Origin of the sequence: Spirosoma endophyticum, from assembly GCF_900112365.1 — a bacterium.
GTDB lineage: Bacteria > Bacteroidota > Bacteroidia > Cytophagales > Spirosomataceae > Spirosoma > Spirosoma endophyticum.
In genome coordinates this window covers 42,651-69,422 of sequence record NZ_FOLQ01000014.1, presented here as the reverse complement: position 1 = coordinate 69,422, position 26,772 = coordinate 42,651, and the positions used below count along the sequence as shown (strand labels likewise).

The following is a 26,772-nucleotide window of genomic DNA, read 5'->3' as shown; positions in this document are numbered from 1 at the left end:
CCATGCTTTTATGCAAATTCTCTGGAAATACCTGAAACCTTATCGCTGGCTGGCCGTACTGGCGCTGGCCCTGGCGGGTGTTGCCCAGGTTCTGGCATTGGTCGATCCCATTATTTTCGGGAAACTGATCGACGAATACGCGACAAACCCCGGTCAGAAAACAGATTCAGAGAAAATCAATGGTGTCTTACGATTGCTGGGATTGGCGGTCGGCGTAGCGGTTTTGTCGAACGTAGTAAAAGCATTTCAGGAGTACGTTACACGCCTGGTTGTTCAGAAATTCGGTACCGATATTTTCAACGATGGCCTCAAACAGACGCTGCGGCTATCGTATCAGGAATTCGGCGATCAAAGCAGTGGCGCTACGTTATCCATCCTTCAAAAAGTCCGCACCGACACCGAGAAGTTCATCAACTCATTTGTCAACGTCCTGTTTTCGTCCATTGTGGGTATGGGTTTTCTGATCTTTTACGCAGTCACGAAACACTGGGCGCTGGTTCCGGTATTTCTGATCGGCGTATTAGTACTGGGCAGTCTAACGGGCTTGCTCAGCAAGCAGATCAAAACAACCCAGCGATCCATCAATCGAGAAACGGCGTTGTTGTCGGGCGTCATCACCGAATCGCTCCGCAACATTGAGTTGATAAAAAGTCTGGGCCTTACCTTTCCTGAAATTCGACGATTGAAAACACAAACCGGTCGGATTTTTGAGCTGGAAATGTTCAAAGTTCGGCGGGTGCGACTGCTGTCGTTCTGGCAAAGTACCACGCTCAATGTATTGAAGCAGTCGGTCTTGTTTACACTCTTATGGCTCATTTTCCGTAATGTGTTGAGCACTGGCGAGTTAATTTCGATGCAATTTATCTCGGTCGCCATCTTCAACCCATTGCAGGAACTAGGCAATATTATTCTGGCCTATCGCGAAGCCGAAGCCGGGTTGAACAGCTTCGACCAGTTGATGCAGAAACCCATCGAACGCAATCCGGAATCACCGGTAGAAGTGGGCCCAATTGAAAACCTGCGCTTCGCCGACGTAGTGTTTCGGCACAAAGGTGCTAATCAGAATGCAATTGACGGGGTTTCGTTTGAAGCCAAACTTGGTGATACCATTGCGTTTGTTGGCCCTTCAGGTTCAGGGAAATCGACCATGGTAAAGCTCCTGGTGGGCCTTTATCGACCCGTTGATGGCGAAATTTATTACAATGACATCTCCACCAAGGACATTCGGTTTAACCCGATGCGTCGGCAGATTGGTTTTGTCACGCAGGACACGCACCTCTTTGCCGGAACCATCCGCGAAAATCTCTTATTTGTCAAGCCCGACGCGACCGAAGCTGAGATGCTGGACGCCCTCGACAAAGCCGCCTGCGATCACCTGCTGGCCCGTTCTGAAAAGGGACTCGATACGCAAATTGGTGAAGGAGGGCTCAAAATGTCGGGGGGTGAAAAACAACGATTGTCCATTGCTCGGGCGCTGGTCCGTCATCCAAGATTACTGATTTTCGATGAAGCAACTTCGGCGCTTGATTCACTCACCGAAGAAGAAATTACCGACACGGTACGTAGTGTTTCGGCCCTGAATGAGCAGATTACCATTCTGATTGCCCACCGACTGTCGACCATCCTGCACGCCAATACGATTTTTGTGCTTGAAAAAGGCATAATTGTCGAAACCGGCAGTCATGAAACTTTGGTCGCGCAGAAAGGGCTATATTACGCCATGTGGCGTCAGCAAATCGGCGAGCGCCGAACCGATCTGTTATCTGTTGGAGCCTAATTTTATCCCTATGCTCCATGCCCTCTGCCCATGAACAAACGTGTCCGGCAAGTCAGTTACTTTCTGTTTAGTCAGTATTTTTCTGACGGCCTCCGGATCACGCTGTCGGTTTTGTTGCCCTCATTGGTGATGGCCCAGTTTGGCCAGCTTCCAACGGGCATGGCCATGTCGCTTGGTGCCTTAAATGTTAGTGTATGCGATTCGCCCGGCCCGGTCATGCACCGCCGGAATAGTATGCTGGTCGCCGTAGGGCTCGGTTTCCTGGTTACGTTGATCACGGGTTTTGCCCGTATGAATCCTTACACGCTGGGGCTGGAGGTGCTGCTGTTTAGTTTTCTGTTCTCCATGTTTTCCATCTATGGCAACCGCGCGGGTCTGGTTGGATCGGGAGCTTTGCTCGTTATGATTCTGATTCTCGACCGTCCGCTCGATGCCGCTGGTGTTATTCGGGAGAGTTTACTGGTCCTGACGGGGAGCCTGTGGTATACGGTTATCAGCCTGCTATCATCGCAGCTTCAGCCTTACCGACTGGCGCAACAGGCGCTGGGTCAGTGTATTCACGAAATGGCCAAACTCATGGCGCTCAAAGCCGATTTCTATACGATGTCGATTCCGCTGGAGGATAGCTACCGTCGGCTAATTGCCCAGCAGATAGCCGTAAGCGAAAAGCAGGACGTCGTTCGGGAGGTGCTGTTCAAAAGCAGACGTATTGTAGCCGAATCGACCCGAACGGGCCGCCTGTTGCTATTAACGTTTATGGATACGGTGGACCTCTATGAACAGATCATCGCCATGTACTACGATTATTCCGATATACGGGAACGTTTCGGAAAAACGGATGTGCTTACGATAATTTCCCGACTGATTCGGGAGCTGTCCACCGAACTCGACCATGTTGGCTTGGCCGTTCAGTCACCCCTGTATACCAGTGATCCAGTTACTATGCCTCCCTTGCTGGATGAATTGAAACGTAACATTGATGCACTCGGCGATCAGGAAGGAAGCACGCTGGTCCTGAAAAAAGTACTCGTTAATTTACGGACAGTGAGCCAGCGACTACGCACCATTCAGAACAACCTCGCCTTGCCAAATCCTGACCTTGTGCGAAAAGAAGACCCGGAATATGGCCGCTTTGTATCGCATCAGGAAATTGACGTTGAATCATTACAGGAGAATTTAACCCTCGACTCGTCTGCATTCCGGTTTTCGATACGTGTAGCGCTGGCTATGCTGCTGGGGTTTGCCCTGACCCAGTTTCTCGATTACGGTCACCACAGCTACTGGGTTCTATTAACGATCTCGGTTATTCTGAAACCAGCCTTCAGCCTGTCCAAAAAACGGAACATCGAGCGCATGATTGGCACGCTGGTGGGTGGATTGATTGGCGTATTCATCCTGACGTTTGTACCCAATAAAACAGTTCAGTTTGGTCTTATGGTGCTGTTTATGATCGGTACGTACAGCACGCAACGCACATACTACATTGCGATGGTCATCTGCGTAACTCCGTTCATCCTGATCCTATTTAATTTCCTGGGAGTCAGCTACCTCGGCGTCGCAGAAGAACGCGTCCTGGATACGTTGCTGGGTGGCTTTATCGCCTTTGTGACCGGTTATCTACTCTTTCCGCAGTGGGAATCCGAGCAATTAATGAAACCTATGCAGGACGTATTGAACGCGAATGTACGTTATGTTCAGTTACTGCTCGACAGCCTGTCGGGCCAGCGCATTGGCTCCGTTGATTACAAACTAGCGCGGAAGGACGTCTATGTTACGTCAGCCAACCTGTCGGCCGCCTTCGAGCGGATGGTGTCGGAACCGAAGCACAAACAACGTAACGAAAAGCTCATTTATGAATTTGTTGTACTGAATCACATTTTATCGGCCAACATTGCCACAATTATCTCTGCCCGACTGACTAGTGAGGCAGTAGTTTACCCGGCAAGCCTGCTACGTCCGATCAAACGCGCGCTGTTCACGCTCACGGAAAGTCAGCGTCGGTTAGGCAAAACAGCCGATAAACCGTTTGTGGAAACCGCTTCGACTGAGCCAAACGTATCGAGTTCGACACCTGACGATCCGCAACTAAGCGAGCAGCTAAATTTCATTCACCAGATCAGCAGCGACATTGGCAAATTGGCGGAGCGATTGAGTAAGTGAGTAAGTAAAAAAGCCAGTGTTGCGTTATATAAAGATTCCCTATACTTCTTTCGACTTATCTTAATTGATAATGAGGGATTTGAATCCATTTCCTTTCAATCCCACAGAAAGTTTTATAGTTTACGTACTCACTTGTTACGGTGTGTTTAACTCATTCACTTTCCTTATGAAACCAATTTACATCCTCTTTTGGCTAGCCTGCTTCATGAATGCCAATGGCGCGCTGGCTCAGGCGCCTACGATCGATCAGTCTATCGCGATGAAAAGCGTATCGAACCCACAGCTTTCGCCCGATGGCAAATGGGTCGCGTACACCGTTACGAAAACGAACTGGGATGAGAACACCTTCGATACCGACATCTGGCTGGCTAACGTAACCACCGGCGACAAATTTCAACTTACCAATTCAAAAAAATCAAACAGCAGCCCAGCCTGGTCGCCCGATGGCAAATGGCTGGCGTTTTTGTCGACCCGCGACGAAAAATCACAACTGTATATGATTAGTCCATCAGGAGGTGAAGCCCGACCATTAACCAAGTTTGAAACAGGGGTAACGGCCTTCGAATGGTCGCCAACGGGTAAACAGCTTATTTTTTCGGCAACGGTGCCCGATGGAAAAATCGACAAAGACCGTAAGGAGAAATACAGCGATTATGAAGTTGTACGCGACGATTACAAGATGGTTCACCTGTATTTATTAGACAGTCTGACGAATGAAAAACCCGCCAAACCCAAGCCCTTAACCAAAGGAAGCGACTTTTCGGTCGGTAGTTTTGCCGTTTCGCCGGACGGTTTGACGATTGCATTCGACGCAGCGAAAAATCCCGATCTGGTGAATGGCAATACGGCTGATTTATACGTACTGACGCTTAAGGATACTACCACCAAAAAAATTGTGTCGCTCAAAGGACCCGATCAAAACCCGGTCTGGTCGCCCGACGGTCAGCAAATCGCCTTCACGACGACAAATGAGAGCGACTATTACTTCTACGCCAATCGCCAGATCGCCAGCGTACCAGCCAGTGGTGGTACGCCCAAAGTACTAACGACAATCTTCGACGAGAATGCCAATCTGCTGGAATGGACCGCCGACGGGATTTTGTTTAGTGGCTACCAGAAAACCACAGCACACTTATTCCGTCTGAATCCAGGATCATTAAAAACCGACCGGCTCACCAAACCCGATAACCTGATTGCCAACCAGTTTTCGTTCAGTAGAGATGGCCGGCAGATGGCCTTTGTGGCCGCGATGCGCAATCAATACGCCGAAATCCAGACATCATCTGTGCAAACGTTCGTCCCGAAAACATTGACAGACATGGGGACGCAGCTCGCTCCATTCAAGACAGCGACCCGCGAGGTTGTCAGTTGGAAATCGAGTGATGGGAATGTTATTGAAGGGATTTTGATCAAACCGGCCAATTTCGATCCAGCCCGGAAATATCCGCTGCTGGTCGTTATTCACGGTGGTCCAACGGGTATTGACCTTCCATCGGTCATTGCTGACCGGTACTACCCGGTTGAACAATTTACAAGCAAGGGGGCCCTCGTACTGCGCCCCAATTACCGGGGTTCAGCAGGCTACGGCAGCAAGTTCCGGGCATTGAACGTCAAGAATTTAGGCCTGGGCGATTACGATGATGTGATTTCCGGCGTCGATTACCTGATTGGCAGGGGACTGGTTGACAAAGACAAAGTGGGCGCTATGGGCTGGAGTCAGGGCGGGTATATTTCGGCGTTCATCACTACGTATAGTACCCGCTTCAAAGCAACCTCTGTTGGTGCCGGTATCTCGAACTGGGCAACGTATTACCAGAACACTGATATTACTCCTTTTACCCGGCAGTACCTTCAGGGCACCCCCTGGGATAACGCCGAAATTTATCAGAAAACATCGCCGATCAGTTACATAAATCGCGCCAAAACGCCTACCCTTATTCAGCATGGTGAGTTGGACAAACGCGTACCCATTGCCAACGCCTACGAGCTTCGGCTGGCACTGGAAGACAAAGGTGTGCCGGTAAAAATGGTTGTGTACAAAGGCTTTGGCCACGGCATCACCAAGCCCAAGTCAATGCGGCAGGTCATGGAAGAAAATTACCGATGGTTTAGTAAATATATTTGGGGTGAAAGCCTTTGATCCCTACCCTTTATCAGACAGATTTAACACCTTTGCCTTCCACTGAAACGACCCGGCAAAGAGTCTTTGCCGGGTCGTTTCAGTGGAATAATCCTGCTAATCGGTTCGAGCCTATACCGTGTAGTATATATCTGGAAAATTAGTAAATAGTTTTTCAATTTTTTATTTTAAAACGAATTTGTTACCAATACTAAAATTTAACAAACTCTCTCTAAATGCCCTTTTTAGTACTTGACCTGGAAATGACCGGTCCCGAACCGGATTACAATGAAATCATTCAGATTGGTGCCGTTCTCTTCGACGATCATTGGGTCGAGAAAGGCCAGTACCTCACCAACGTCTACCCGGAAAATAAAGAAGCGTTTTCGTCATCGTCCGAGAAAATCCATAACCTCTCATTGGCCGACCTGGAAGATGCGCCGATGGTTTATGACGTATTGCCTGAGCTGGAAGAGTGGATCTGCAACCAGCTCGGCATGCGGGTTCCGAAGGGACAACTGGATCGTACGCCCTACTTACGCGACGTGATTATTTGCGGACAAAGTGTCATCAATGACATTAATTTTCTGAAGGAAGCGTATCGCTACGAGAAAATGAAGTGGCCTTACTCCCGTGTGTTGCTTGATTTGCATACCCTAGCCTACTTCACATTCCGGGTGCTAAAAGCCAACGGACGCAAAACCCCTGATCGGCTGAGTCTTACTGCCATTGCGAGCTATTTCGGGTTTGCCCGCGAAGATGGTTTTCACAACGCGCTGGAAGACTCAATTCTGACAGCAAAGTGCATGAAGGAGGTCTTTAAGCTGGCTGAGGTAATGAAACTGCCTGTGTGATCCGGCTTTTTCTGAACTCATACCAAACAATTACAGCAGCCGCCATAAGTAGCACTGCCAGGAAACTGCCCCACCAAGCCAGGTGTAGATCAGGGAGCGGTTCGGCGTCACCGACTATGATTAGCCCCGCCCAGTAATTAGGTAGCCGGTTAGCACCGCCGGCTGTTTCGATCCATTCTTTTTTGGCCAGTTGTAGGGCAATATCTTTGGGAAGACCTTCGTCTAAATGTTTGTAAAAGAGGTTCGTCAGTTGATACGTAGCGTCGTTCTGCACACTCCACAAAGTAGTCAGTACGCTGGGTACGCCCAGAGCGGCAAAGCCTCTCGCCAGACTAAATACACCTTCCCCTCGCTGATTGGCGCCAATGCCCGTTTTGCAGGCCGCCAGCACGACTAACTGCGTGTTGGGTAGGGTGCGGTCGCTAAGTTCGGTTAGTGCCAGCACGGAGTCCGCGAAATAGAGTTTGGGCTCATGCTGGTCGCTGCTATCGGCGGTAGCATGGGTGAATAAGTGGATAACGCGGGCGTCTACAGCCTGTGTCAGAAACGCCTGACGCGTAGCATATCCGTGCGTAAGCAGTTTTGACGATTTAAAACGCCGGGCAATAGCTGCCAGAGCTGTATCGGAGCCGGGTAGCATCACCTGCTTCAGCGACGGGGCAAAATCCACGGGGGCGACACCTAAGAAATCGAGTTGAGTGAAGCTATGTCTTGGGGGATTGCTGCCGTTTTTTTTCAACCACAACCGAGCGGAGTAGTTGTAGCTGAACGCATAGTTATCCACTAAATAATCGGGGGTAGTGGCTTTTCGACTAAGCGTCTCGAAGGGCACAAATGACCCATCGGGCGAGACAATGACGCGTCCGGCTGGTAAGTTTAGGGGGGCTAGCAGGCGCTGGTATAACCCATAACCCGACTTCAGGAATTTACCAAAATTCGCCTTGCGGTTCATGGCCTCGGGTTTCCACAGAAGCGTCATAAACTCGTTCATTGCTTGTTGGTAGCCGCTCACTGGCCGACGTAGCAGCCGCGTTCCATCGGCCGTTATCCCCAGCACGTAGAGGGCGCTATCGCCCACAAAATACGTTACGAACGAAGCTTTCCGGGTGTTCAGGCGAGAACGCAGATCGGCCAGTGCGGTGATGGTGGTGTCGTATTTATACCGATAGTAGTCAGGATTCGAGATTTCCAGTTGCTTCAAAAACGCATCTAATTTCTCCTGCTTAGCAAACAACTCCATCCGGGCTGACTTGTAGCTGTCACGATCCGGCGACATGTCCGAAAGTTTGGCCTGCTGGTCATTCACTGCCCTCCTCAATTCGTTCTCTTTATTAACCTGCTTTTGAGTGAGTTTCTGGCGTGCGCTAAGTTCGTTGAGTTTATCGGCCAGCATAACGGCCCGGCTTTTCTCAAAGAACCGGAATGCCTGCACTGTATCATTAAGCCGGTAACAGGTTTCAATGGCGCGTTCATACAAACCCCGTGTTTTTTCCCGCCAGTAAAGCTTTGACAAATTCCCCGTATGCTCCCAGCGCATATAGTCGATCATCTGATCGGCTACTTTATATGTAGCAAGCGCATACTGAAAGCGTTGCCGATTATTAGTCGCTTTCGCATAATCAAGCCAGGTATCGGCTTTGTCCTGAATGAGTGAAAAGACAAATTCTTTCTGTGATGAAATTCGAACAAGTTTAGCATCCGGTAAATCAATAATAGGATGTTTGCTAAACCGAGGATCTATACTAGCCAACGCCATTTGATAATAGCTGTGCGCAGTGATATACTGTTTTTTCTGCCAGTATACCATGCCTATATTATCTAATAAGCGTAGTTTAGTGTACGGGTCAAATGCCATTATTAGAGCGCTTTGATAGTTTTTCAAAGCTTCATCGTATTTTTTTCTATTATAAAATAGAAAGCCTATATCATTGTAATTATCAACTACAACTTTATTATTATCTTTCGAAATATTAATTTTCAATGCTTCTCTATAATGAATTAAAGCATTTTTTATATCTAGATTATATTCTTCAACTTTAGCTTTACGTACTAAAAAAATAGTTAACTCATAACTAGCATCTGGATTATTTTGAGCAATAGTTATAGCGTGAGATAATTCTTTATCTGCTTCTTTATTCCTACCAAGCGCGATTAACACTTTAATTTTTTCTCCATAATTTTCAAGATAGGCAATCTCATTATTTGCCCGCCTAGCTTGGTACATACCTCTTTCTGCATATTCTACAGCTTTCTGGTACTCACCAGCTGAATAATGAGCATAAGCCAAGGTACTATAGGCAAAAGAAATCCATTTACTAGCGGGTAAATGTTCACCCAGTTTTACTGCTTGCTCAGATGCTGCTATAGCTTTCTCAAATTCATTGAGTTCTTTCCAATAAAATCCCAAGCGATAACACGCTTTTACCTGATCTTCAGCTTTTAGGTATGAATGAGGCTTAGCGTAAAGACGTAACGTTTGTTCAATTTCCTGTATAGCTGTTTTGAAATCTCTAGTAAGTGAGCGGGCTTTGGCACGTTCTAACATCAGATTCACGTACGACGAATCTTCTAGATAGTGGCAGCGATTCCAATTTGACAAAACTGAAGAAATAATAGTTGTCTGGATTGCAGGTGGTTGAAAAAAGGAAGAGTTAGCTAACGCCAAAAGCTCAGTACGGTTATCGCACTGAGCCTGACACCAAAACGAGACCAAAACGAATAAAAGCGTTAGCCGTCTATTCCGTAATGTAACAACCTCCGTCGCGAATTTCATTGGCCAGATCATCTTCTTCATGAAATCCTGATAGCTGATGCAATATCCTTCGTTTGCCGGCATAGCCCGTTAAACTATTCAGCACATTGGCAACTCTGGCGACTACAACTGGCGTAGCAAAGGATGACCCTTCGTAACTATCGATAAAACCAGGTATAATAAACGTACCAGGATCTAAAGGCGGTTGTGTATTTGGCAATACACCCGTATCCACGAATTGGGGAGAATAATTTTCGAAGGCTACGAATTTATTACTCTTGTGAATCACGGTCGTCACCGTAATCACATTACATTGAATGCCGCTGTAACAGGCGGGGTAGATCTTGGGTGCGTCATCTCGGGCAATTTCTCCGTCGGCTTCCTTCACGTACTGGCTTCTGTTGCCAGCAGCCGCAACAACCATAACGCCTGATTCGTCCAGATCCCGTATGACGCCTAATAACAAGGGAAAGTCGGTTTCTACCGTGTTATTCTCACTTCCAGTAAACGACCAACTGGCATTAACCAGTTTAGCACCATGCGTCCGGGCATATTCTAACCCACAGAGGACGTCATACAGATCAAGAACACCATTCATATTCGCTACCTTAACGGGAAGAATCTCAGCATTTCGGGCATATCGCTTGATGATCGTGCTAATTTTGGTACCGTGCCAGCCGGGGTGATCATCCTTCGTGAATGGATTATTATCGACAAAATTCCAGCCAAACTGGTTTGGATCACTACAGGTTACGGACTGATCACCGCTAGCTGGCCCGGAAATAATACCCGAATCCAGAATAGCTACTATAACCTTTTCTGACGTAGCGAGTGAATCAGATCGGTCAGGTTTACCGGAATTAGTTAGTTCGGACTGGGCGTTAGCCAACGGCTTTACTAACTGAGCCGCACCGAAGCAGTTAGACTGCCCCCCGGAATGCCCTTGGCCCCCAGAGTTAGATCCACCACCATGAATAGTACCCACACTGTTCCCCTGGGCATTGACAATATCGATGGTGTTCCCTTCCAGTTGGTTAATCCATTCCTTTTTGTTTACCGTCTGGAGCAATACGTAGCGCTTTCCGTTCGGCGAGCATCGGCGGGATTTTATGACTTCGACCTGATAGCCTACTTTTTTACTGACCAACGAAAACTGGTTACCCACTTTCCAGGTGGCTGCTTCGGCGCTGGCACTTACTTTGGGGTCGTTTTTTAACGCAACAATAAATTGCTGGGGGTTAATGATACGTCCCCTGGAAATGATGGCTTCCACTGGAAACAGCCGTTGTGTCGGGTCTTTCACCCGTCGGTCATTCTTTAACAGTTCTCTATTCGATAATTGACCCGGTACTATCCTATATGGTTTATTGTCGTCATCGCCCCCGTAAGGCCGTTCTTCGCGCTCATTGTATCCGCTTTTAATCATAATGGTATGGCAGGAACCGTATTTAGTAAATAATTACAATTCGTTAAGGATTCTCCAGCTTCACCTTTTTTGTTCAAGTTATTAATAACCAACCCACTAAGTGACCCCTGACTGTTGTCTTTTATCTAACGGTCAACCACGGGTCAAATAGGCAGCATTGACCGCCCATGCAGAGGTCAGCTAACGGAGTGGTACGTTTGCCTGACTGTAAAAACAATGTAATGGTTAGTCGTGCTTGACTGAGTAGATGGAAACAAAGCCCGCCTAAAACAGGTGGGTCATTTTTGTTAGACCAGCGTAGCAGTTTACATCAAGATGGAGTTTTAACGATTGGCTTTGGGAAAGCTATTTTAACGTTTCAATTAAAGTAGTTGCTTCTTTCTTCCCATCCAGGCGCTTCTCAACCACTTTCTTAAGTAGTCTTTCGGCTTGTCCTTTATCCGCTGGCTGGCCGCGCTTTAGTAAGGCAAGGGCTTCGTAGAACGTACCGGGATTAGACACCAGGTCGGTGCGCTGGCTCAGGCGATGAAACAACGTAATGGCCTGGTCATAATTTCCCCGGCGAAGGGACGTAATACCTGCATACGTTAACGCACTTTCCAGATCGGGTTGACGTTTTAGTACGTCCTGAAAGACGACGTCGGCTTCGACCAGCATCCCTTTGTTGTACAGGTTGATTCCCTGTTTAAGACTGTCGAGTGCCTTCGAACCGGAAGAACCACCGTCCATGTCGGTCGACAGGTTGGTAAAGTGCTGCGCTACGTAGGCATCCGTCAATTGCGCGACGGCGAGTTCCGAATTAGCCGGGCCATTAGCGGACTGGAAGAAATACCAGCCTAACCCCAATAAAAGCACAAGGCTGGCAGCAGCAACCCAACGCATGGGCGCACTCCAGAACGGTGGCGCCGGTACCGTTTGCCGACGTAGCACATCGAGTTCGGCCTTACGTACGGCGTGGGCTTCTTCCCGTGCTACGTGTTTCGACAGCATGTAAAAGGTCAGGGCATCGGCCAGTGCCGGATCAGTGCGGAGAGCAGCTTCGAACCGCGCCCGCTCATCAGCATTGAGTTGGCCGTTTACGTAGTTTTCAATGGTTTCCAGATCGGTGTTCATAGCATTTCGCGAAAACGTTCACGTAGTTTTTCCAGGCAGCGCAGACGGCTGGTTTTGGCCACAGCGGGCGAATTGTAGCCCATTGCCTGCGCAATTTCATCGTCTGAATACCCTTCGCCCCACGACAGGATCATGGTACGGCATTTCTCACCCAGTTCACGCAGATACCGGTGCAAGTTTTCTACATCGCTCTGACCAACAAGTTGTTGCACGATCGAACGAGACTCATCCGGAAGCTGCATCAACGTATCATCCAGCGAAAAGGCATCATGGACACTACTTCGATTAGTCGTCTTTTTCCGGATTTCGTCAACACATTTGTTGTTAAATATTTTATATAGATACGTTTTGAGTCCCGAACGACCCTCAAATTGACCCGTGCTGATGTGGTCAAACAAGACTAGAATCGTATCAGAATAAACGCTGGCGCATTCATCTTCGCTCAGACGATGCTTGTGGGTGCCATCCGCAATAAAATATTGGTATTTCTCGTATAACTTATTTTCGTAGAGCCGACGCTGCGTACCGCCCGCCTTTATACCTACCATCAGGTCAGCGTCGGAGAGCTGTCGGGAAAAAGGTCGCATACCATAATGTGTTGATTATACGACGGTAAGGTAAGGAAATTTAAGGAAATCGGCTTCCTGGATTTACGAAACCAGAAAGGGTTTGAAGCTAAAACAAAGGACGAATATAAGTAGAGCCAGCCAGCCCAATATCTGCCGTTTCAGATCCAGGGGCTCATCCAATTCAGTCTCTGGATGATAAATACCCAGGAAGCGGCCAAGTATGAACAGAAATACCAATGAGCTTTGATACCCTTCCCAATCGGGCCGAAGCCACGATACCGCCAGTTGGGCGATCACCACAACCAGTGTTACGAGCAGTGAGGTCATTCGATTCTCACTGATACGCGAAAAAGCCAGGTATAGAAACCCAATATATAACCCAAAATATAATAATTGACTAAAAAACGCGTCGTCGGTTGGTACGGCAAAGTCAGTTGGTTTGAACGAGCCTAAACCCGCATAAAAGGCAAACCCAATAAACAACGTCGGGGCTACCCACTGAAACTGTTTGCGGCCAATAAGTCCGTAAAGAATATGGCCACCGTCTAACTGCCCGATCGGAATCAAATTGAGCGACGTAAAAAATAAGGCCAGATAACCCGCCAGTACGTAGGGATAGTGGATCATTTCGTAGGGATGAGGCAAGCGGGTCGGGTCTGCTACGTATGTTTTAAAAAAGTTAAACAGCAGATTATCACCCAATCCTACCGCGCCACCTTCTGGCAGGTGCTCATAGGCATATTTTCCATAATCAAGCCCCCATTTCTGGTATTCGGGGTGAATGGTAAATATGAATTCGGGGGGGGGCAAGTGGGTGAATGCGTACCAGAGTACGATGAGAGCCAGTACGAATCCGGCCAACGGCCCGGCAATACCTATATCAAAGTATTTCCGACGGCTATTAATATAATCCTGAATACGAATAAACGCCCCCAACGTACCGATGCTTTGTCCAATGCCCAGCCAAAGTGGAATATAGTACGGCAACGAAACGCGCACCTTGTTAGCCTTAGCCGTGAAGTAATGACCAAATTCATGAACAGTCAGAATGGCCAGGAATGGCACTGAAAACTGAAACCCGGCCACAAACTCCGCCCAGCCGAGTGTTTTCATTCCCTCAATCGGAATGAACAGTCGACCAAACATCCATTCGGCACCCGCCATGGTGGTGGTAATGAGCGTAATCAAAAAAAGACCTCCATGAAGGAGGTACGTTTTAAGGCGTTGGTTCATTTATGATGTATGATGCAGGATATATAGTGTATGATGTAGTATGTATATTGGAAAAACGTATATCATACACCATACATCATATATCCTTTAAGTAATCTAAAATCGTCATGGGTGGCTGCACATGTACGGCCTGAATACCCAACTCGGCAGCCGTCCGGATGTTTGCGGCATTGTCGTCAAAAAAAGCCGTTTCCTGAGCAACCAGGCCAGCTTCGGTCAACACATGCTGATAAATCTCGGGCGATGGTTTAGCCAGTCGTACCTCATACGAATAAAATACGTGCTCGAAAAGTTCTTCCAGCGTCGGCTGATTCATGTTCGCCAATACCTGATTAACCCGTCGGATATGAATGGGACTGGTATTACTAAGCAAAAACAAGCGGTAGTCCGTTCTCAATTCCTTGATACGTTCGATACGTTCAATGGGTAGATCAAGCAGAACAGTGTTCCAGGTGGTGTCGATCACTTCATCGGCCCAATCTGCATTGTTGAGCAATCGCCGGACATGGCCCCGGAATGCCTCATCGTCGATCAACCCGGTTTCGTACTGATCAAACAGGTCGTGCTGTTTCCAGATGGCCCGAACCTCTTCTTCAGGCAGGTTTGCCAGCATAGCGAAGTTTCGAACGGGGGCACTGAGGTCAATGGGGATGATCACATCACCCAGATCAAAAATGAGGTTTTTCAGCGTTGATTTATCGAGAGTAGACTCCATGCGTAGCGTTTGGTTCGGGCCTTACGTGAACCGGAACCCAAAGATAAGGTTAGATTTGCAGACAACGAACGAAAAGAAGATGGCAAAATTTACCCAAACAACCCGTACCGGATAATGCAATAGATGGCCCTGACGCCGTCTTTCCAGTTTATTTTTTTTCCTTCTTCATAGGTTCTTCCGTAATAGGAAATACCTACTTCATAAATACGAATGCCCGGAATCCTTGAAATCTTTGCGGTGATTTCCGGCTCAAAGCCAAATCGTTTTTCTTTCAGATCAATACCTTTGATGATGTCTGTCCGAAAAAGTTTGTAGCATGTTTCCATATCCGTCAGGTTCAGATTGGTAAACATATTGCTCATAAATGTCAGAAATTTGTTGCCAATCGTATGCCAAAAAAACAGAATACGGTGGGCATTGCCGCCCACGAACCTGGAGCCATATACTACGTCGGCAAATCCGTCGAGTACGGGCTTCAATAAAATATTAAACTCCTCTGGATCGTATTCAAGATCGGCATCCTGAACAATTAAATAATCGCCGGTGGCTTTTTGAATTCCCGTATGTAAAGCGGCTCCTTTTCCCTGATTAACCGCATGAGCAACGTATTGAATTTCGACAGACGGATTTAACCGAATAAAATTAGTAACTACGCTTTCTGTATTATCTTTTGAGCAATCGTTGACCACTATTATTTCCCGATCAACGGAAGAAGCTAATTGTATTTCGGTCAGTTTTTTCAGTATCCTTTCAATCGTTTTTCCTTCGTTGTAAGCAGGGACTAGTATGGATAGTTTCATGGAGCAAATGGAATTAAATCAAAGCGATCCGTATAGCTGATACAGAACAGAAAATGCGACAAAAAAACAGCTTGTAATCAGCACGAGGCTTTCCTGCTGATCCTCGTTTTTTGTCATACCACACCAGGCCAGACAAGGAGCGATGGTAGCAAATATGGAAATCCGCTCGTAAAGGTAAGGAAGGGTAACTAATAATACGGCGGCACCCAGTAACCCGAAAAATAGTGAATAATGATCTCTGTGCACGCGTAACCAGCCTAATCCGATCAATACGTACAGGGCAATCCAACCTATCTGGTAATTTTCCTTTAAAAGCACCTGGCTTCCCTCCCTGGCAATGGCCACAATATCAGCGATATAATACAGCACAAGGCCTGCCAGAAGCGTGAAACCAATGACCAGCCAGGAATAGTCCCTGTATTTTTTCATCCCGGCAACCGTTCTGTTCCCCGTTAGCCACAAGGTCGATCCAGCCAGCATGAACACCGTAAATAAATAACCAAACGACGGTTTTCCATTTACGTGATTTTGCTGAAAGAAGTAATGATTTACAAACTTGACAGGATATACACCGCCCCAGGTAAACCAGGTAATCAGTACGCCAGAAATAGCCACTACCCCTAAAATGATAACGCGGACAATATCTTTTTTCTGGAGGGGAAATTTAGGCGTAAATAGGCCAATCGCACCGCCAATAAACACCTGAAAATTAACGGCAAATAATAAAAAAAAGAGTCCAACTTTTTTGTCCCTGAGCGTCAGTCTCCAGAAAATGTAGAAAAGTAAAATACCGGGTAATAAGGGATGCGCACGACTGGCATAAATCAATACGTACGGATTAAACAGAATGGCCAGTGCTTTATATCGTCCGGAAGCTACATGCAAATAGACCAAGGCTAACCAACAGATCAAGGAGAAAAGGCGGCCAATGGGTAATATAAAATCGCCTAAAATACCCAGGCTGGCAATAGCATATTGGAGGCTGCCAATGACCCATAAATAGAAAGATGAAATGGCCCAGTAAGGGCTCATATCCAGCGCGGGCCAGACCCCATAAGCCTGTTGAAACGTGGGTAAATACGCCCCCCCTTCATCTCCTCTGGCTTGAAGCGTAATTGAAAAATAGAGAAGTAAAAAAAAAGTAACTGCAATTAATCCATAACGAATCAGTGGCAGGGATTTTTCAACCATAAAAGAATAAAAATACGTTTGAACCGCGTTGAACGCCCGGCAACTATAATTACCGGTGTAGACTATTCTACCACGACGCCCATCGAGCAGAATTTATCAATTCGCTGATTAATACGTTCCTGTGGGTCCAGAGCGCTGAGTTCAGCCAGGGATTCAAGAATAACTTCTTTCAGGTGGTTGGCCATTTCCTGATGATCATTATGTGCCCCACCAAGTGGCTCCTCCACAATGCCATCGACCAGTTTATTCAACTGCATATCTCTGGCCGTCAGCTTCATAGCTTCTGCCGCCTGTTCCTTAAAATTCCAGCTACGCCAAAGAATCGTTGAGCAGTTCTCGGGCGAAATAACGGAGTACCAAGTATTTTCCAGCATCAGCACCCGATCGCCAATGGCAATGCCCAAGGCGCCACCCGATGCGCCTTCGCCAATAACGATGCAAATGACCGGTACGGTTAGCATAAACATCTCTTTCAGGTTGCGGGCAATGGCTTCACCCTGTCCCCGCTCTTCAGCTTCCAGGCCCGGAAAGGCACCCGGCGTATCGATCAATGTAATAATGGGCTTATTAAACTTCTCGGCTAACTTCATCAGGCGTAGCGCTTTACGATAGCCCTCGGGGTTTGGCATCCCAAAATTCCGATATTGACGTTGCTTGGTGTTTCGCCCTTTTTGCTGTCCGATAATCATAACAGTCTGGTCGCCCAGTTGACAAAATCCACCCACCATGGCCGGATCATCGCGAACAGTACGATCACCGTGCAGTTCAATGAACTGGTCGCACATGAGCGAAATATAGTCGAGGGTATAAGGACGGTCAGGGTGACGCGATAGCTGGACACGCTGCCAGCGTGTCAGATTCCGAAAAATCTCCTGGCGAAGTTTGTCAATGCTCTGTTCCAGCACGTCTACGGCTGTGCTCACATCAACATTACTGGTCTGCGCTAGTTTTTTGGTTTCCTCCAGCCGCGCTTCAAGATCGGCAATTGGTTTCTCAAAATCGAGGTATGTTCTCATAAAAGAAGTCATTAGTCGAAAGTCATCAGTCAATAGCCAACAGGTAAACTGACGACTATTGACTGATGACTTTCGACTTATAATTCAAAGCTTTCGCCTTTTTTCGGAATAATCACCTGCGGAAAACCTTCTTCGGCCAGGGTGGCTTTGAACGATTCCATACTTTCGTATTCGCCATGAACCAGGAAAATACGTTTGAGGGTTTCGGGCGACTGCATTTCAACAAAATTAATCAGGTCATTACGGTCGCCGTGGCCGCTGAACACGTCAATTTTTTCAATGTTGGCCAGCACCTGGTGGTCGTTACCCTTAATACTGAGCGTTTGTTGTCCATTCAATAAGCGCCAGCCAAGTGTCCCTTCTGCACAGTACCCAATGATCAAAATCGTTGCGTACGGATTGCTGATGTTCTCGGCAACGTGGTATTCGACCCGACCACCCTGCACCATGCCCGACGACGAAATGATAATGCAAGGCTCACCGTAGTTCGATACGGCTTTACTGGCTTTCGATGATTCCAGAAACTGGAAATTCTGAAAATCGAACAAGGTTTCGTTCTCCTTGTAAAATTCTTTGGCTTCGCTATTCAGCATTTTGACGTGCTGCATATACACCTTAGTACTTTCGTAGCCCATTGGGCTATCCGAAAAAACTTTGATTGGCGGAAAATTTCGCTCGGTGTAGAGCCGATTAAGGGTATAGAGCAGTGCCTGTGTTCGGCCAACGCTGAACGATGGGATGATCAGCCGCCCCGGAATATCAATGCACGTCCGCTGAATAATATCAGCCAGCGCATCTTCAGGCGACATCAGATTCTCATGAAGCCGGTTGCCGTAGGTGCTTTCGCAGATAAGGTAATCTACGGCTGGAACGGGGGCTGGATCGACTAAAAGCGGGTAGTTTTTACGGCCAATATCGCCCGAAAAACAGATGCTCTTGCGCTCTCCGTTTTCGGTTACGTTAATGACAATATGAGCAGCACCCAGTAAATGCCCCGCCGGAATGAACGTAACATCTACGCCGTCGGCTACCTTAAACTTTCGATTGAAGGCAATGGGCACTACGTTTTCCATAGCCTCACGGACTTGTCTGTCCAGGAACAGATCCTTCTGCATCTGGCTCTGCCGCTCTTTCACCCGTTGCTTTTTGCTCGTATTCAGCTCATTGATGCGCTTCTGGTTGAGTGAAGCAGCATCTTTGAGCAATACGTTGGTCAGGGCGAAAGTCGGTTCCGTGCATAGAATCTGCCCTTCGTAGCCTTCGCGAAACAGGTTAGGTAAGTTGCCCGAGTGATCCACGTGTGCATGGGTCAGCAGCACTAAATTTATACTTGAAGCCTCAAACGGAAAAAATCCCGGATGAGTAACGGCGGGGGCTGTCTGCCCGTTGGAACTGGCCTCTCGTGGCGCGGACCGTTCCATATCGGACCCACAGTCAATCAGGATGCGGTAATCATCCTCCAGTTCCAGCAGGTACATACTACCTGTTACCTGCCGGGCCGCCCCCAGAAATGATAATTTCATGCGTACAACTTTAACGATTCAGTGGCGTTTACTCGATGTCTTGAGAAGGGTGGTTCTAAAACAAGTTGGGTGGCGCGTATTTTGTAAGTTTGCAAAAGTACGAAATACCGCCCGAATCGCCTAACTGTTCCCAAATGCGCTTTACCCCTCACTTTTCGACTTACTTATCGGTATTCTTATTTGGTCTTTTGTGTACCTACTGTGCACCGTCGAATACGTTTTCTCAGGACCAACAACCCGCCGATTCACTGGCTACGCAGCATCTAATCAGGCAGATAGATGCATTTCAGGCTAGTCCAGCGGTCCGTTTCGGAACGGTCGCTCTGTCTGTTCGGCGCGTACGCGATGGCGAAGAAATTGTTAATATTAACGCCCGCCAAAGTCTACCATCGGCTTCAACGCTTAAACTTATTACGACGGCAACGGCGCTGAGTGTGCTGGGGGCCAATTACACTTTTACTACGTTACTCGAATACGACGGTACCATTAAGGATAGTGTGTTGACCGGTAATCTATACATTCGCGGTACCGGTGATCCTTCACTGGGTAGCTGGCGATTTCCCAATTACTATGATTTGCCAGCGTTGCTTAAAAGTTGGTCGCTGGCCGTTAAAACCGCTGGCATCCGCCGAATTCAGGGCAGTGTCGTTGGCGACGCCAGCCTGTACAGTGACCTGACGACCCCCGATACGTGGCCATTTGGCGATTTGGGAAACTACTACGGTGCCAGCCTGAGTGCGCTGAATATCAATGAGAATTTATATCGCGTGTTTTTCAGACCAGGCAAGTCGGTTGGTGCACCAGCCAGTATACTACGTACGGACCCACTTCTCTCCTACATGACCTTTCGTAATTCCGTCACAACCGATGCGGCCAACACCGGCGATCAGGTGACCATTTACGGTGCTCCTTTCTTGAATCAGCATTGGCTTGTCGGCAAGGTGCCGATGGGCGAACCAGCGAATGAGTTCAGCGTGAAAGGCGCCTTGCCCGATCCGGCTTATTTCTCCGCGTATGCTCTTTATAACCAACTAATTCAGGACAATGTAACAGTTTACAGTCCACCCGTCTCAATCGGCGGAGGAATACCGGCAACCATCGAGATGTTGGGGAAACGTACCGTTCTCAACCAACATACATCGCCAACGCTGTCAGACCTGGTGCTCCAGACAAATTTCCAGAGCCTTAATCTCTACGCCGAAGCCATGCTACGTACAACCGCGCTGGCCCTGGACAAAACCGTTCGATCGAACGATACAGCGATTGAAGCGTTGGTCAAATTCTGGAAAAACAAAGGCGTATCGTTAGACGGTTTTCGCATTCGGGATGGCAGCGGTCTATCGACCACGGGCGCCCTCACTCCCGACAATATGACTAGCATCCTGAGCGCAATGGGCCGCGAAAAAGCGTTTCAGACGTTTTATGAAACCATTCCGGTTATGGGGCAGACAGGCACCGTCCGTTGGCTGGCCCGTGGCACAGCAGCCGCTGGTAACATTCGGGCGAAGAGCGGATCTATTGAAGGCGTCCGGGCCTATGCGGGCTATTTCACGGCTCCCGACGGCGAACGGATGAGTTTCTGCCTGTTGGTGAACAAATTTACACCCGGCCAAAGCCGCACCGTAACCCGTGAACTGGAAAAGATTTTCGTAGCACTGGTAGGGGTACGTGGAGCGTAAAATGGTTTACGGTATTCGGTCTAGGGAGCGCCTACACATCACTATGCACATACCGCACCGGCCAGCTCACCGTAGCGACGGACCGTCATAAACCGAATACCGTAAACCATTTTTATTCCTCATCAGCGTGTTCGCAGATGGTTACTACGTTAAACCAGTACTGGCCAATTGCTTTCGTGACTTCGCTAAGCCGCTGGAAGGTTGGCGGTTTGGTAATGAAGCTGTTAGCTCCATTGAAGTACGAGGTTTCAATGTCTTCTTTCGCATCCGACGTAGTCAGCACAACAATTGGGATGTGGCGAAATTGTTCATTAGCTTTAATCTCACGTAAGACTTCACGACCATCCTTGCGGGGCATATTCAGGTCCAGCAGAATTAGCTCCGGCAGCGGATGGGGTGCGCCACTATAGGGCCCCTCATACTTTAAAAAATTCAGCAAATCTTCTCCATCTTCCGCAAATGAAATACGGCTGGATGGATAGTGTTGATGAAAAGCCTCTCGTGTTAAGTAACGGTCGTCTTCGTCGTCATCAACCAGCAGGATATGAATAGGCTTCGGTTGAAGTTGGTCTGTCATGATGTTGTATTGATTGACTTTCTGGCAAAACAACCACAAAAGTAGCTCCTTCATTGGGTCTACTACGCGCTGTTATGTAGCCATGATGATACACGACAACCCGCTTGCAGATAGCCAGCCCAATACCAGTACCTTCAAAGGCGCTTTTGCCGTGTAATCGTTGAAAAACTTTAAAAATATGTTCCAGGTATTTTTCCTCGAATCCGATCCCGTTATCCTCAATGATAATTTCAACGTATTGGCGACCCGGAATCAGGCCGTCATACTTATCGCCGTCTACGGCTTGTGCCTGAATGCGTAGCATTGGCCGAACATCGGGCCGTATGAACTTGAGTGCATTCGAAATCAGGTTATTGAACAGATGGTCCATCTGACTGGCGACTGCTGAAATGGCGGGTAAGCTACCCACCTCAACCTGAACATCCAGTCCCTTGATTCGCAACTCCTGATCGTCCAGAATGCGCTGCACAATATCGCTAAGCTGCACCGTTTTGAACGTATCCTGATGATTTGAAATCCGCGAAAAATTCAGCAGGTCTTTAATAAGTTTGGACATTCGCTCAGCGGAGTGCGAAATTTTGCCCATAAACAGCAGGCTGTCCGAATCGAACAAATTACCATATCGATCGGTAATCAGATTGGCGAATGACTGAATCTTACGCAACGGCTCCTGCAAATCGTGGCTGGCGACAAAAGCAAAGCGCTCCAATTCTTCGTTTGAGGATTCCAGTTGTCGGATTTGTCCTTTCAATTGATCTTCGTATTCGTGTAATTGATCTTCGTTTTTCTGTCGTCGCGCCAGTTCCTCTTCAAGCATTCGATAAGAAAGCGCCAGGACAAGAAACGTTAGCATCGACAGTCCGAAAATAAGTATGAGCGTATTGCGAAACGAACGTTCGGCCTGTCTGTATCGAACGCCCATCAGGGTCTGCTCAGTATCAACCATCAACGCAACATGACGTCGCAGAACGTCCATACTACGCTTACTTTTCGCACTTATTGCCTGATTCTTTATATTGGATACTTTAACACCTAATCGAACCTGGGTTACGGCCAGTTTGTCCTCAATAAGTTTCTCAAGCAAAACCCGACGCTGAATCTGTACTTTATTATCAACAATGAGCGCCCGCAATTGGCGTATTTGTCCCGGCAATAAACGTAGTGCCGTTCGATAGGGCTCCAGATACGTAGTGTCATTGGTAATAACGTAGCCACGCGAACCAGTCTCCACATCTTTAATGAGTGAAAGGGTATTTTCAAGAGCACCCGTCACCTGATACGTGCGCCGAATCAACTCCATATCTTCGCCATACCGATTGTAGCTGTAAAACGATATGGCAAAACCTGATGCAATCAGCACCATAGCGATAACGAAACTCAACGCAATGCGTCGGCTCATCAGTCTGGGAGCAAATCGATTGGAAATTCGCATAACGTTAGACAACTTACTCTATCACAAAGATAGAAAAAGAACAGGTAAATGACGGAAATGCTACGACCTACCAAAATCGGGGTCAGTTACTTTATAACGTTTCGACGACCAGATTATGGTTCGTATAGATACATACATCAGCCGCAATATGCAGGCTTTCACGTACCATTTCTTCAGCCGAAAGACTAGACGCGTGTTTCTTTAAAGCCAATGCCGCCGACTGGGCATACATTCCCCCCGAGCCGATGGCGGCCACATCCGCATCCGGTTCGATCACATCACCAGTACCGGACACCAGCAATAAATCTTCTTTAGACGCGACAATCAGCATCGCTTCGAGTTTGCGTAGATATCGATCCGTGCGCCAGTCTTTGGCCAGTTCAATGGCCGCTCGTTTGAGGTTACCACCGTAGGCGTTGAGTTTTTCTTCGAAGCGTTCGATCAGCGTAAAGGCGTCGGCTGTAGAACCAGCGAAGCCCGCCAGTACTTTACCGCCCATCAGAACGCGAACTTTACGAACATTACTTTTAGCGACTGTATTACCCATTGTAGCCTGGCCATCGGCACCGAGTGCTACGTGGCCATTGTGCCGAATACCAACTACTGTAGTTGCGTGAATTTTAGGTTGCATGAACTTGTGTTTATTGGGAGATATAACGTAGCGAAAGCCCTTTAGGGTTCAAAAGCCAGGAGCCTTGTGCCAGGAGCATGGCAATCCGAGTAAACTTTTTACACCACGCTCCGTCCTCCATGCCCTATGCGCCTTGCCCTTCCGCAAAAGGAATCGGACGGTTCACGCTTTCCTCAAGGGATATAAACGTTTCAGTACGTTGAATACCACCTACTTTCTGAATTTTATCGTGTAATACTTCGCGCAGATGCTGGGTATCGCGGCAAACGATCTTAGCAAAAATGCTATAAATACCGGTCGTATAATGAACATTGACGACCTCAGGAATTTTCTCCAATTGTCTGGAAACGTCTTCGTAAAGAGAGCTTTTATCTAGATAGATACCCAGGAATGCGCTGATATCCCAGCCGAGCTTGGCGTGATCGATAACCAGTTGAGAGCCCCGAACAATGCCCATCTGCTTCATTTTATTCATCCGGACGTGAACCGTACCACCCGACACAAATATGCGCTTGCCAATTTCGGTGTAGGCCATATTCGCATCCTGCATCAGCAAACTCAGGATTTTCAGATCTGTATTATCAATTTCTAAATTTTTTTCGGTCATTTTAGTTCTATTTTTGATGAGTGTCAACAAAAGTAGGCGTATTTTGAATGAGTTGTAAATTTCAGGAAATTTTTATGTGAAATTTGCAACGAATTTTCCGTTGTGTTACCTTTGTAAAGTCAAGTTGATCGAGCGGGGTCACACGCCGGTCTTCTTGATATTTGTTTCCTCACACTGTAGGATGTCGAAATTGGCAGACGTGCCCTCCTGTCTCGGGGGTGGTGATAAAGGATAAACGCAGCATAATGCCGCCCTCGTGGCGACTGGGGTTGACCACCAGAGTTGTACTGTAGCTAACTGCACCGTGGGCGGTTCGAGTCCCCCTCCTACAGCTTTATATCGCGTTGGCGATCTGATTTTTAGTTTGTTGATGAAGTGTAATTGAACACGCCGGCTCGCTGAGTCCGGCGTTTGTTTTTTTCAGCCCACCCCGTATCTAACTCAAGGGCGGACTTTTTTACGTATTTTTGTAGCTTAGTTCAAAAGACATCCCCGTCGTAACGACGATACGATATTCCAACGTGAAACACATTCGTAATTTTTGCATTATTGCCCACATTGATCACGGCAAAAGTACGTTAGCCGACCGACTTCTAGAATTTACCAAAACGGTAGGGGCCCGCGACATGCAGGCGCAGTTGCTGGACGACATGGACCTGGAGCGTGAGCGCGGGATCACGATCAAGAGCCACGCGATCCAGATGACGTTTCCCTATAAAGGAGAACTTTATACGCTCAATCTGATCGACACACCCGGCCACGTCGATTTTTCCTATGAAGTATCCCGTTCTATTGCCGCCTGCGAAGGCGCTTTGCTACTCGTGGATGCATCGCAGGGCATTGAAGCTCAGACTATCTCGAACCTGTATCTGGCTATGAATAATGACCTGGTCATTATTCCGGTGCTCAATAAAATAGACTTACCAGGGGCGATGCCAGAGGAAGTCAAGGACGAAATGGTCGACCTTATTGGTTGCGAACGCGACGACATTATTCCGGCCAGCGGTAAGGAAGGTATCGGCGTACCCGAAATTCTGGCGGCTATTGTTGATCGGATTCCGGCCCCACAAGGCGAACCCGATGGCGCATTGCAGGCCCTCATTTTCGACTCACATTTCAATTCTTATCGGGGCATCGAGGTTATTTTCCGGGTTAAGAATGGCCGTATCCGCAAGGGTGACAAGGTAAAATTCATGAACACCGGCAAGGAATATAATGCCGATGAAGTGGGAACCCTGGGCCTGGTGCAGGTACCGCGTGACGTCATCGAGTGTGGTGACGTAGGGTATTTGATTTCGGGCATTAAAGTGGCCAAAGAAGTTAAGGTTGGTGATACGATCACGCAGTTTGACCGCCCGGCCAAAGAAGCCATTCAAGGATTTTCGGAGGTAAAACCCATGGTATTTGCCGGTATTTACCCCGTCGAAACCAGCGAGTTTGAAGATTTGCGCGAAGCTATGGAAAAACTTCAGCTCAATGATGCAGCTCTTGTTTGGGAACCCGAAACATCGGCGGCTCTAGGATTCGGATTCCGGTGCGGATTCCTAGGCATGCTGCACATGGAAATTGTCCAGGAACGCCTGGAACGGGAATTCGACATGACAGTGATCACAACGGTTCCATCGGTGCGGTTCGAAGTAATGACGACCAAAGGCGTAAACCTGCAGGTATCGGCGCCCGCCGAAATGCCAGACCCCAACTTGATCGACTGGATTGAAGAGCCGTTTATTAAGGCGCAGATCATTACCAAAGCCGATTATGTTGGTGCCATCATTGGCCTGTGCATGGACAAACGAAGTCTGCTCAAGAATCAGATATACCTGACCCAGGATCGGGTTGAATTGCAGTTCGAGATGCCACTAGCCGAAGTCGTGTTCGACTTTTTCGATAAGCTCAAAACCATTTCGCGCGGGTATGCTTCGCTCGATTATGAATTCACTGATAACCGCGAGTCCAACATGGTGAAGTTAGATGTATTACTCAACGGCGAACCCGTAGATGCTCTTTCCGCCATTGTTCACCGCGACAAAGCGTATGAGTGGGGCAAAAAACTTTGTGAAAAGCTTCGTGAGTTAATACCCCGGCAACAGTTCGAAATCGCAATTCAGGCAGCCATCGGCCAGAAAATTATTGCCAGAGAAACCCTGAGTGCCCTCCGAAAAGACGTATTGGCCAAGTGTTATGGCGGAGATATTTCCCGTAAGCGCAAACTGCTCGAAAAACAGAAGAAAGGGAAGAAACGAATGCGCCAGGTCGGCAACGTCGAAATCCCGCAGGCGGCCTTTATGGCGGTGCTGAAGATTAATTAATAGAGAAGCCAATCTGGAAACGGATTGGCTTTTTTGCTTTTAGGTTTGTTAGATAAGCGCGGGGCGTAATTTGTTCGTAGAATAAATTTTAATGAATAAATAGTACTTTAACTGCTTTTATACTACTTTTCGGTGATCTGGTTCAGTAGTTCATAATGATTATAACAGGCAATGCGCTTGTATAATCAGTGAACCCGACCAGGCGAGTTTCCTTTCTTAATCACAAAACTGGTATAAGTAGGGAGAAATTAGTGAAGAAAATCTTTTTTTAACTAAAAACAAGGTGAGT

At 47.7% G+C, this 26,772-nt stretch carries 20 protein-coding genes; 6 read left to right on the top strand and 14 right to left on the bottom strand.

The genetic code is table 11. The features are described 5' to 3' along the window. The first annotated feature begins 10 nt into the window (after positions 1–10). The 4 genes from BM202_RS25840 (at position 11) to BM202_RS25825 (ending at position 6,910) form a co-directional block, all read left to right on the top strand. The gene (locus BM202_RS25840) at positions 11–1,777 is read left to right on the top strand and encodes an ABC transporter ATP-binding protein (protein WP_093831636.1); all 1,767 of its coding nucleotides are present in this window, start codon (positions 11–13) and stop codon (positions 1,775–1,777) included. Between the two features lie 30 nt (positions 1,778–1,807). Further along, positions 1,808–3,937, top strand: a complete 2,130-nt coding sequence (locus BM202_RS25835) for an FUSC family protein (protein WP_093831634.1) — start codon at positions 1,808–1,810, stop codon at positions 3,935–3,937. Positions 3,938–4,103: 166 nt separating this feature from the next. After that, positions 4,104–6,077: a S9 family peptidase gene (locus BM202_RS25830; protein WP_093831632.1), complete on the top strand. Its 1,974-nt coding sequence runs from the start codon at positions 4,104–4,106 to the stop codon at positions 6,075–6,077. Positions 6,078–6,292: 215 nt separating this feature from the next. Next, complete coding sequence (locus tag BM202_RS25825; protein ID WP_093831630.1) at positions 6,293–6,910, top strand: 3'-5' exonuclease; 618 nt, start codon at positions 6,293–6,295, stop codon at positions 6,908–6,910. Here the strand turns inward: BM202_RS25825 and BM202_RS25820 are convergent. From BM202_RS25820 to BM202_RS25775, 10 genes are all read right to left on the bottom strand, one after another. Continuing rightward, complete coding sequence (locus tag BM202_RS25820; protein ID WP_245776785.1) at positions 6,876–9,134, bottom strand: CHAT domain-containing protein; 2,259 nt, start codon at positions 9,132–9,134, stop codon at positions 6,876–6,878. The two genes, BM202_RS25825 and BM202_RS25820, sit on opposite strands and share 35 nt — an antisense overlap. A 511-nt stretch (positions 9,135–9,645) precedes the next feature. Further along, positions 9,646–11,088 (bottom strand): S8 family peptidase, encoded by a 1,443-nt coding sequence (locus BM202_RS25815; RefSeq protein ID WP_093831626.1) that lies wholly within the window; start codon positions 11,086–11,088, stop codon positions 9,646–9,648. A gap of 345 nt (positions 11,089–11,433) precedes the next feature. Next, positions 11,434–12,201, bottom strand: a complete 768-nt coding sequence (locus BM202_RS25810) for a hypothetical protein (protein WP_093831624.1) — start codon at positions 12,199–12,201, stop codon at positions 11,434–11,436. Continuing rightward, on the bottom strand, positions 12,198–12,788 hold the full coding sequence (locus tag BM202_RS25805) for an RNA polymerase sigma factor (protein ID WP_093831622.1): 591 nt from the start codon (positions 12,786–12,788) through the stop codon (positions 12,198–12,200). Before BM202_RS25805 ends, BM202_RS25810 begins: the two co-directional genes overlap by 4 nt. A gap of 63 nt (positions 12,789–12,851) precedes the next feature. After that, a complete protein-coding gene (locus tag BM202_RS25800; RefSeq protein WP_093831620.1) occupies positions 12,852–14,003 on the bottom strand; it encodes a site-2 protease family protein in 1,152 nt (383 codons plus the stop codon). Positions 14,004–14,079: 76 nt separating this feature from the next. Then, positions 14,080–14,718 carry an HAD family hydrolase gene (locus BM202_RS25795; protein ID WP_093831618.1) on the bottom strand — a complete coding sequence of 213 codons (639 nt, stop codon included), beginning with the start codon at positions 14,716–14,718 and terminating at the stop codon, positions 14,080–14,082. Between the two features lie 89 nt (positions 14,719–14,807). Beyond that, a complete protein-coding gene (locus tag BM202_RS25790) occupies positions 14,808–15,518 on the bottom strand; it encodes a glycosyltransferase family 2 protein (RefSeq protein ID WP_093831616.1) in 711 nt (236 codons plus the stop codon). An 18-nt stretch (positions 15,519–15,536) separates the two neighbouring features. Then, positions 15,537–16,709, bottom strand: coding sequence for a hypothetical protein (locus BM202_RS25785; protein ID WP_093831614.1), 1,173 nt, complete (start codon positions 16,707–16,709; stop codon positions 15,537–15,539). 62 nt (positions 16,710–16,771) lie between these two features. Continuing rightward, positions 16,772–17,725, bottom strand: a complete 954-nt coding sequence (locus BM202_RS25780; RefSeq protein ID WP_093831612.1) for an acetyl-CoA carboxylase carboxyltransferase subunit alpha — start codon at positions 17,723–17,725, stop codon at positions 16,772–16,774. Positions 17,726–17,802: 77 nt separating this feature from the next. Further along, a complete protein-coding gene (locus BM202_RS25775) occupies positions 17,803–19,248 on the bottom strand; it encodes an MBL fold metallo-hydrolase RNA specificity domain-containing protein (protein ID WP_093831610.1) in 1,446 nt (481 codons plus the stop codon). A gap of 134 nt (positions 19,249–19,382) precedes the next feature. Here BM202_RS25775 and dacB point away from each other — a divergent pair, with 134 nt between their 5' ends. Next, entirely contained in the window at positions 19,383–20,927 is a 1,545-nt protein-coding gene (dacB, locus tag BM202_RS25770) for a D-alanyl-D-alanine carboxypeptidase/D-alanyl-D-alanine endopeptidase (protein ID WP_093831608.1), read from the top strand. Positions 20,928–21,039: 112 nt separating this feature from the next. On the opposite strand, the gene BM202_RS25765 is transcribed toward dacB, so the two are convergent. The 4 genes from BM202_RS25765 to BM202_RS25750 form a co-directional block, all read right to left on the bottom strand. Further along, positions 21,040–21,504, bottom strand: a complete 465-nt coding sequence (locus BM202_RS25765) for a response regulator (protein WP_093831606.1) — start codon at positions 21,502–21,504, stop codon at positions 21,040–21,042. Next, the gene (locus tag BM202_RS25760) at positions 21,458–22,936 is read right to left on the bottom strand and encodes a sensor histidine kinase (protein WP_245776784.1); all 1,479 of its coding nucleotides are present in this window, start codon (positions 22,934–22,936) and stop codon (positions 21,458–21,460) included. Before BM202_RS25760 ends, BM202_RS25765 begins: the two co-directional genes overlap by 47 nt. A gap of 91 nt (positions 22,937–23,027) precedes the next feature. Next, on the bottom strand, positions 23,028–23,567 hold the full coding sequence (hslV, locus tag BM202_RS25755; RefSeq protein ID WP_093831604.1) for an ATP-dependent protease subunit HslV: 540 nt from the start codon (positions 23,565–23,567) through the stop codon (positions 23,028–23,030). 124 nt (positions 23,568–23,691) lie between these two features. Continuing rightward, complete coding sequence (locus BM202_RS25750; RefSeq protein ID WP_093831602.1) at positions 23,692–24,174, bottom strand: Lrp/AsnC ligand binding domain-containing protein; 483 nt, start codon at positions 24,172–24,174, stop codon at positions 23,692–23,694. A 521-nt stretch (positions 24,175–24,695) separates the two neighbouring features. On the opposite strand from BM202_RS25750, the gene lepA reads away from it, so the two are divergent. Further along, complete coding sequence (gene lepA, locus BM202_RS25745; RefSeq protein ID WP_093831600.1) at positions 24,696–26,483, top strand: translation elongation factor 4; 1,788 nt, start codon at positions 24,696–24,698, stop codon at positions 26,481–26,483. The last annotated feature ends 289 nt before the right edge of the window (positions 26,484–26,772 follow it).

What these genes read in the sequence shown, in the direction of transcription:
- BM202_RS25780 (WP_093831612.1), bottom strand. Translation starts at nt 17,725, where the DNA reads ATGAGAACATACCTCGATTTTGAGAAACCAATTGCCGATCTTGAAGCG.
- BM202_RS25840 (WP_093831636.1), top strand. Translation starts at nt 11, where the DNA reads ATGCAAATTCTCTGGAAATACCTGAAACCTTATCGCTGGCTGGCCGTA.
- BM202_RS25830 (WP_093831632.1), top strand. Translation starts at nt 4,104, where the DNA reads ATGAAACCAATTTACATCCTCTTTTGGCTAGCCTGCTTCATGAATGCC.
- BM202_RS25820 (WP_245776785.1), bottom strand. Translation starts at nt 9,134, where the DNA reads ATGTACCAAGCTAGGCGGGCAAATAATGAGATTGCCTATCTTGAAAAT.
- BM202_RS25775 (WP_093831610.1), bottom strand. Translation starts at nt 19,248, where the DNA reads ATGAAATTATCATTTCTGGGGGCGGCCCGGCAGGTAACAGGTAGTATG.
- dacB (WP_093831608.1), top strand. Translation starts at nt 19,383, where the DNA reads ATGCGCTTTACCCCTCACTTTTCGACTTACTTATCGGTATTCTTATTT.
- BM202_RS25785 (WP_093831614.1), bottom strand. Translation starts at nt 16,709, where the DNA reads ATGGTTGAAAAATCCCTGCCACTGATTCGTTATGGATTAATTGCAGTT.
- BM202_RS25805 (WP_093831622.1), bottom strand. Translation starts at nt 12,788, where the DNA reads ATGCGACCTTTTTCCCGACAGCTCTCCGACGCTGACCTGATGGTAGGT.
- BM202_RS25795 (WP_093831618.1), bottom strand. Translation starts at nt 14,718, where the DNA reads ATGGAGTCTACTCTCGATAAATCAACGCTGAAAAACCTCATTTTTGAT.
- BM202_RS25750 (WP_093831602.1), bottom strand. Translation starts at nt 24,174, where the DNA reads ATGACCGAAAAAAATTTAGAAATTGATAATACAGATCTGAAAATCCTG.
- BM202_RS25765 (WP_093831606.1), bottom strand. Translation starts at nt 21,504, where the DNA reads ATGACAGACCAACTTCAACCGAAGCCTATTCATATCCTGCTGGTTGAT.
- BM202_RS25825 (WP_093831630.1), top strand. Translation starts at nt 6,293, where the DNA reads ATGCCCTTTTTAGTACTTGACCTGGAAATGACCGGTCCCGAACCGGAT.
- BM202_RS25835 (WP_093831634.1), top strand. Translation starts at nt 1,808, where the DNA reads ATGAACAAACGTGTCCGGCAAGTCAGTTACTTTCTGTTTAGTCAGTAT.
- BM202_RS25800 (WP_093831620.1), bottom strand. Translation starts at nt 14,003, where the DNA reads ATGAACCAACGCCTTAAAACGTACCTCCTTCATGGAGGTCTTTTTTTG.
- BM202_RS25760 (WP_245776784.1), bottom strand. Translation starts at nt 22,936, where the DNA reads ATGCGAATTTCCAATCGATTTGCTCCCAGACTGATGAGCCGACGCATT.
- BM202_RS25810 (WP_093831624.1), bottom strand. Translation starts at nt 12,201, where the DNA reads ATGAACACCGATCTGGAAACCATTGAAAACTACGTAAACGGCCAACTC.
- BM202_RS25790 (WP_093831616.1), bottom strand. Translation starts at nt 15,518, where the DNA reads ATGAAACTATCCATACTAGTCCCTGCTTACAACGAAGGAAAAACGATT.
- BM202_RS25815 (WP_093831626.1), bottom strand. Translation starts at nt 11,088, where the DNA reads ATGATTAAAAGCGGATACAATGAGCGCGAAGAACGGCCTTACGGGGGC.
- hslV (WP_093831604.1), bottom strand. Translation starts at nt 23,567, where the DNA reads ATGCAACCTAAAATTCACGCAACTACAGTAGTTGGTATTCGGCACAAT.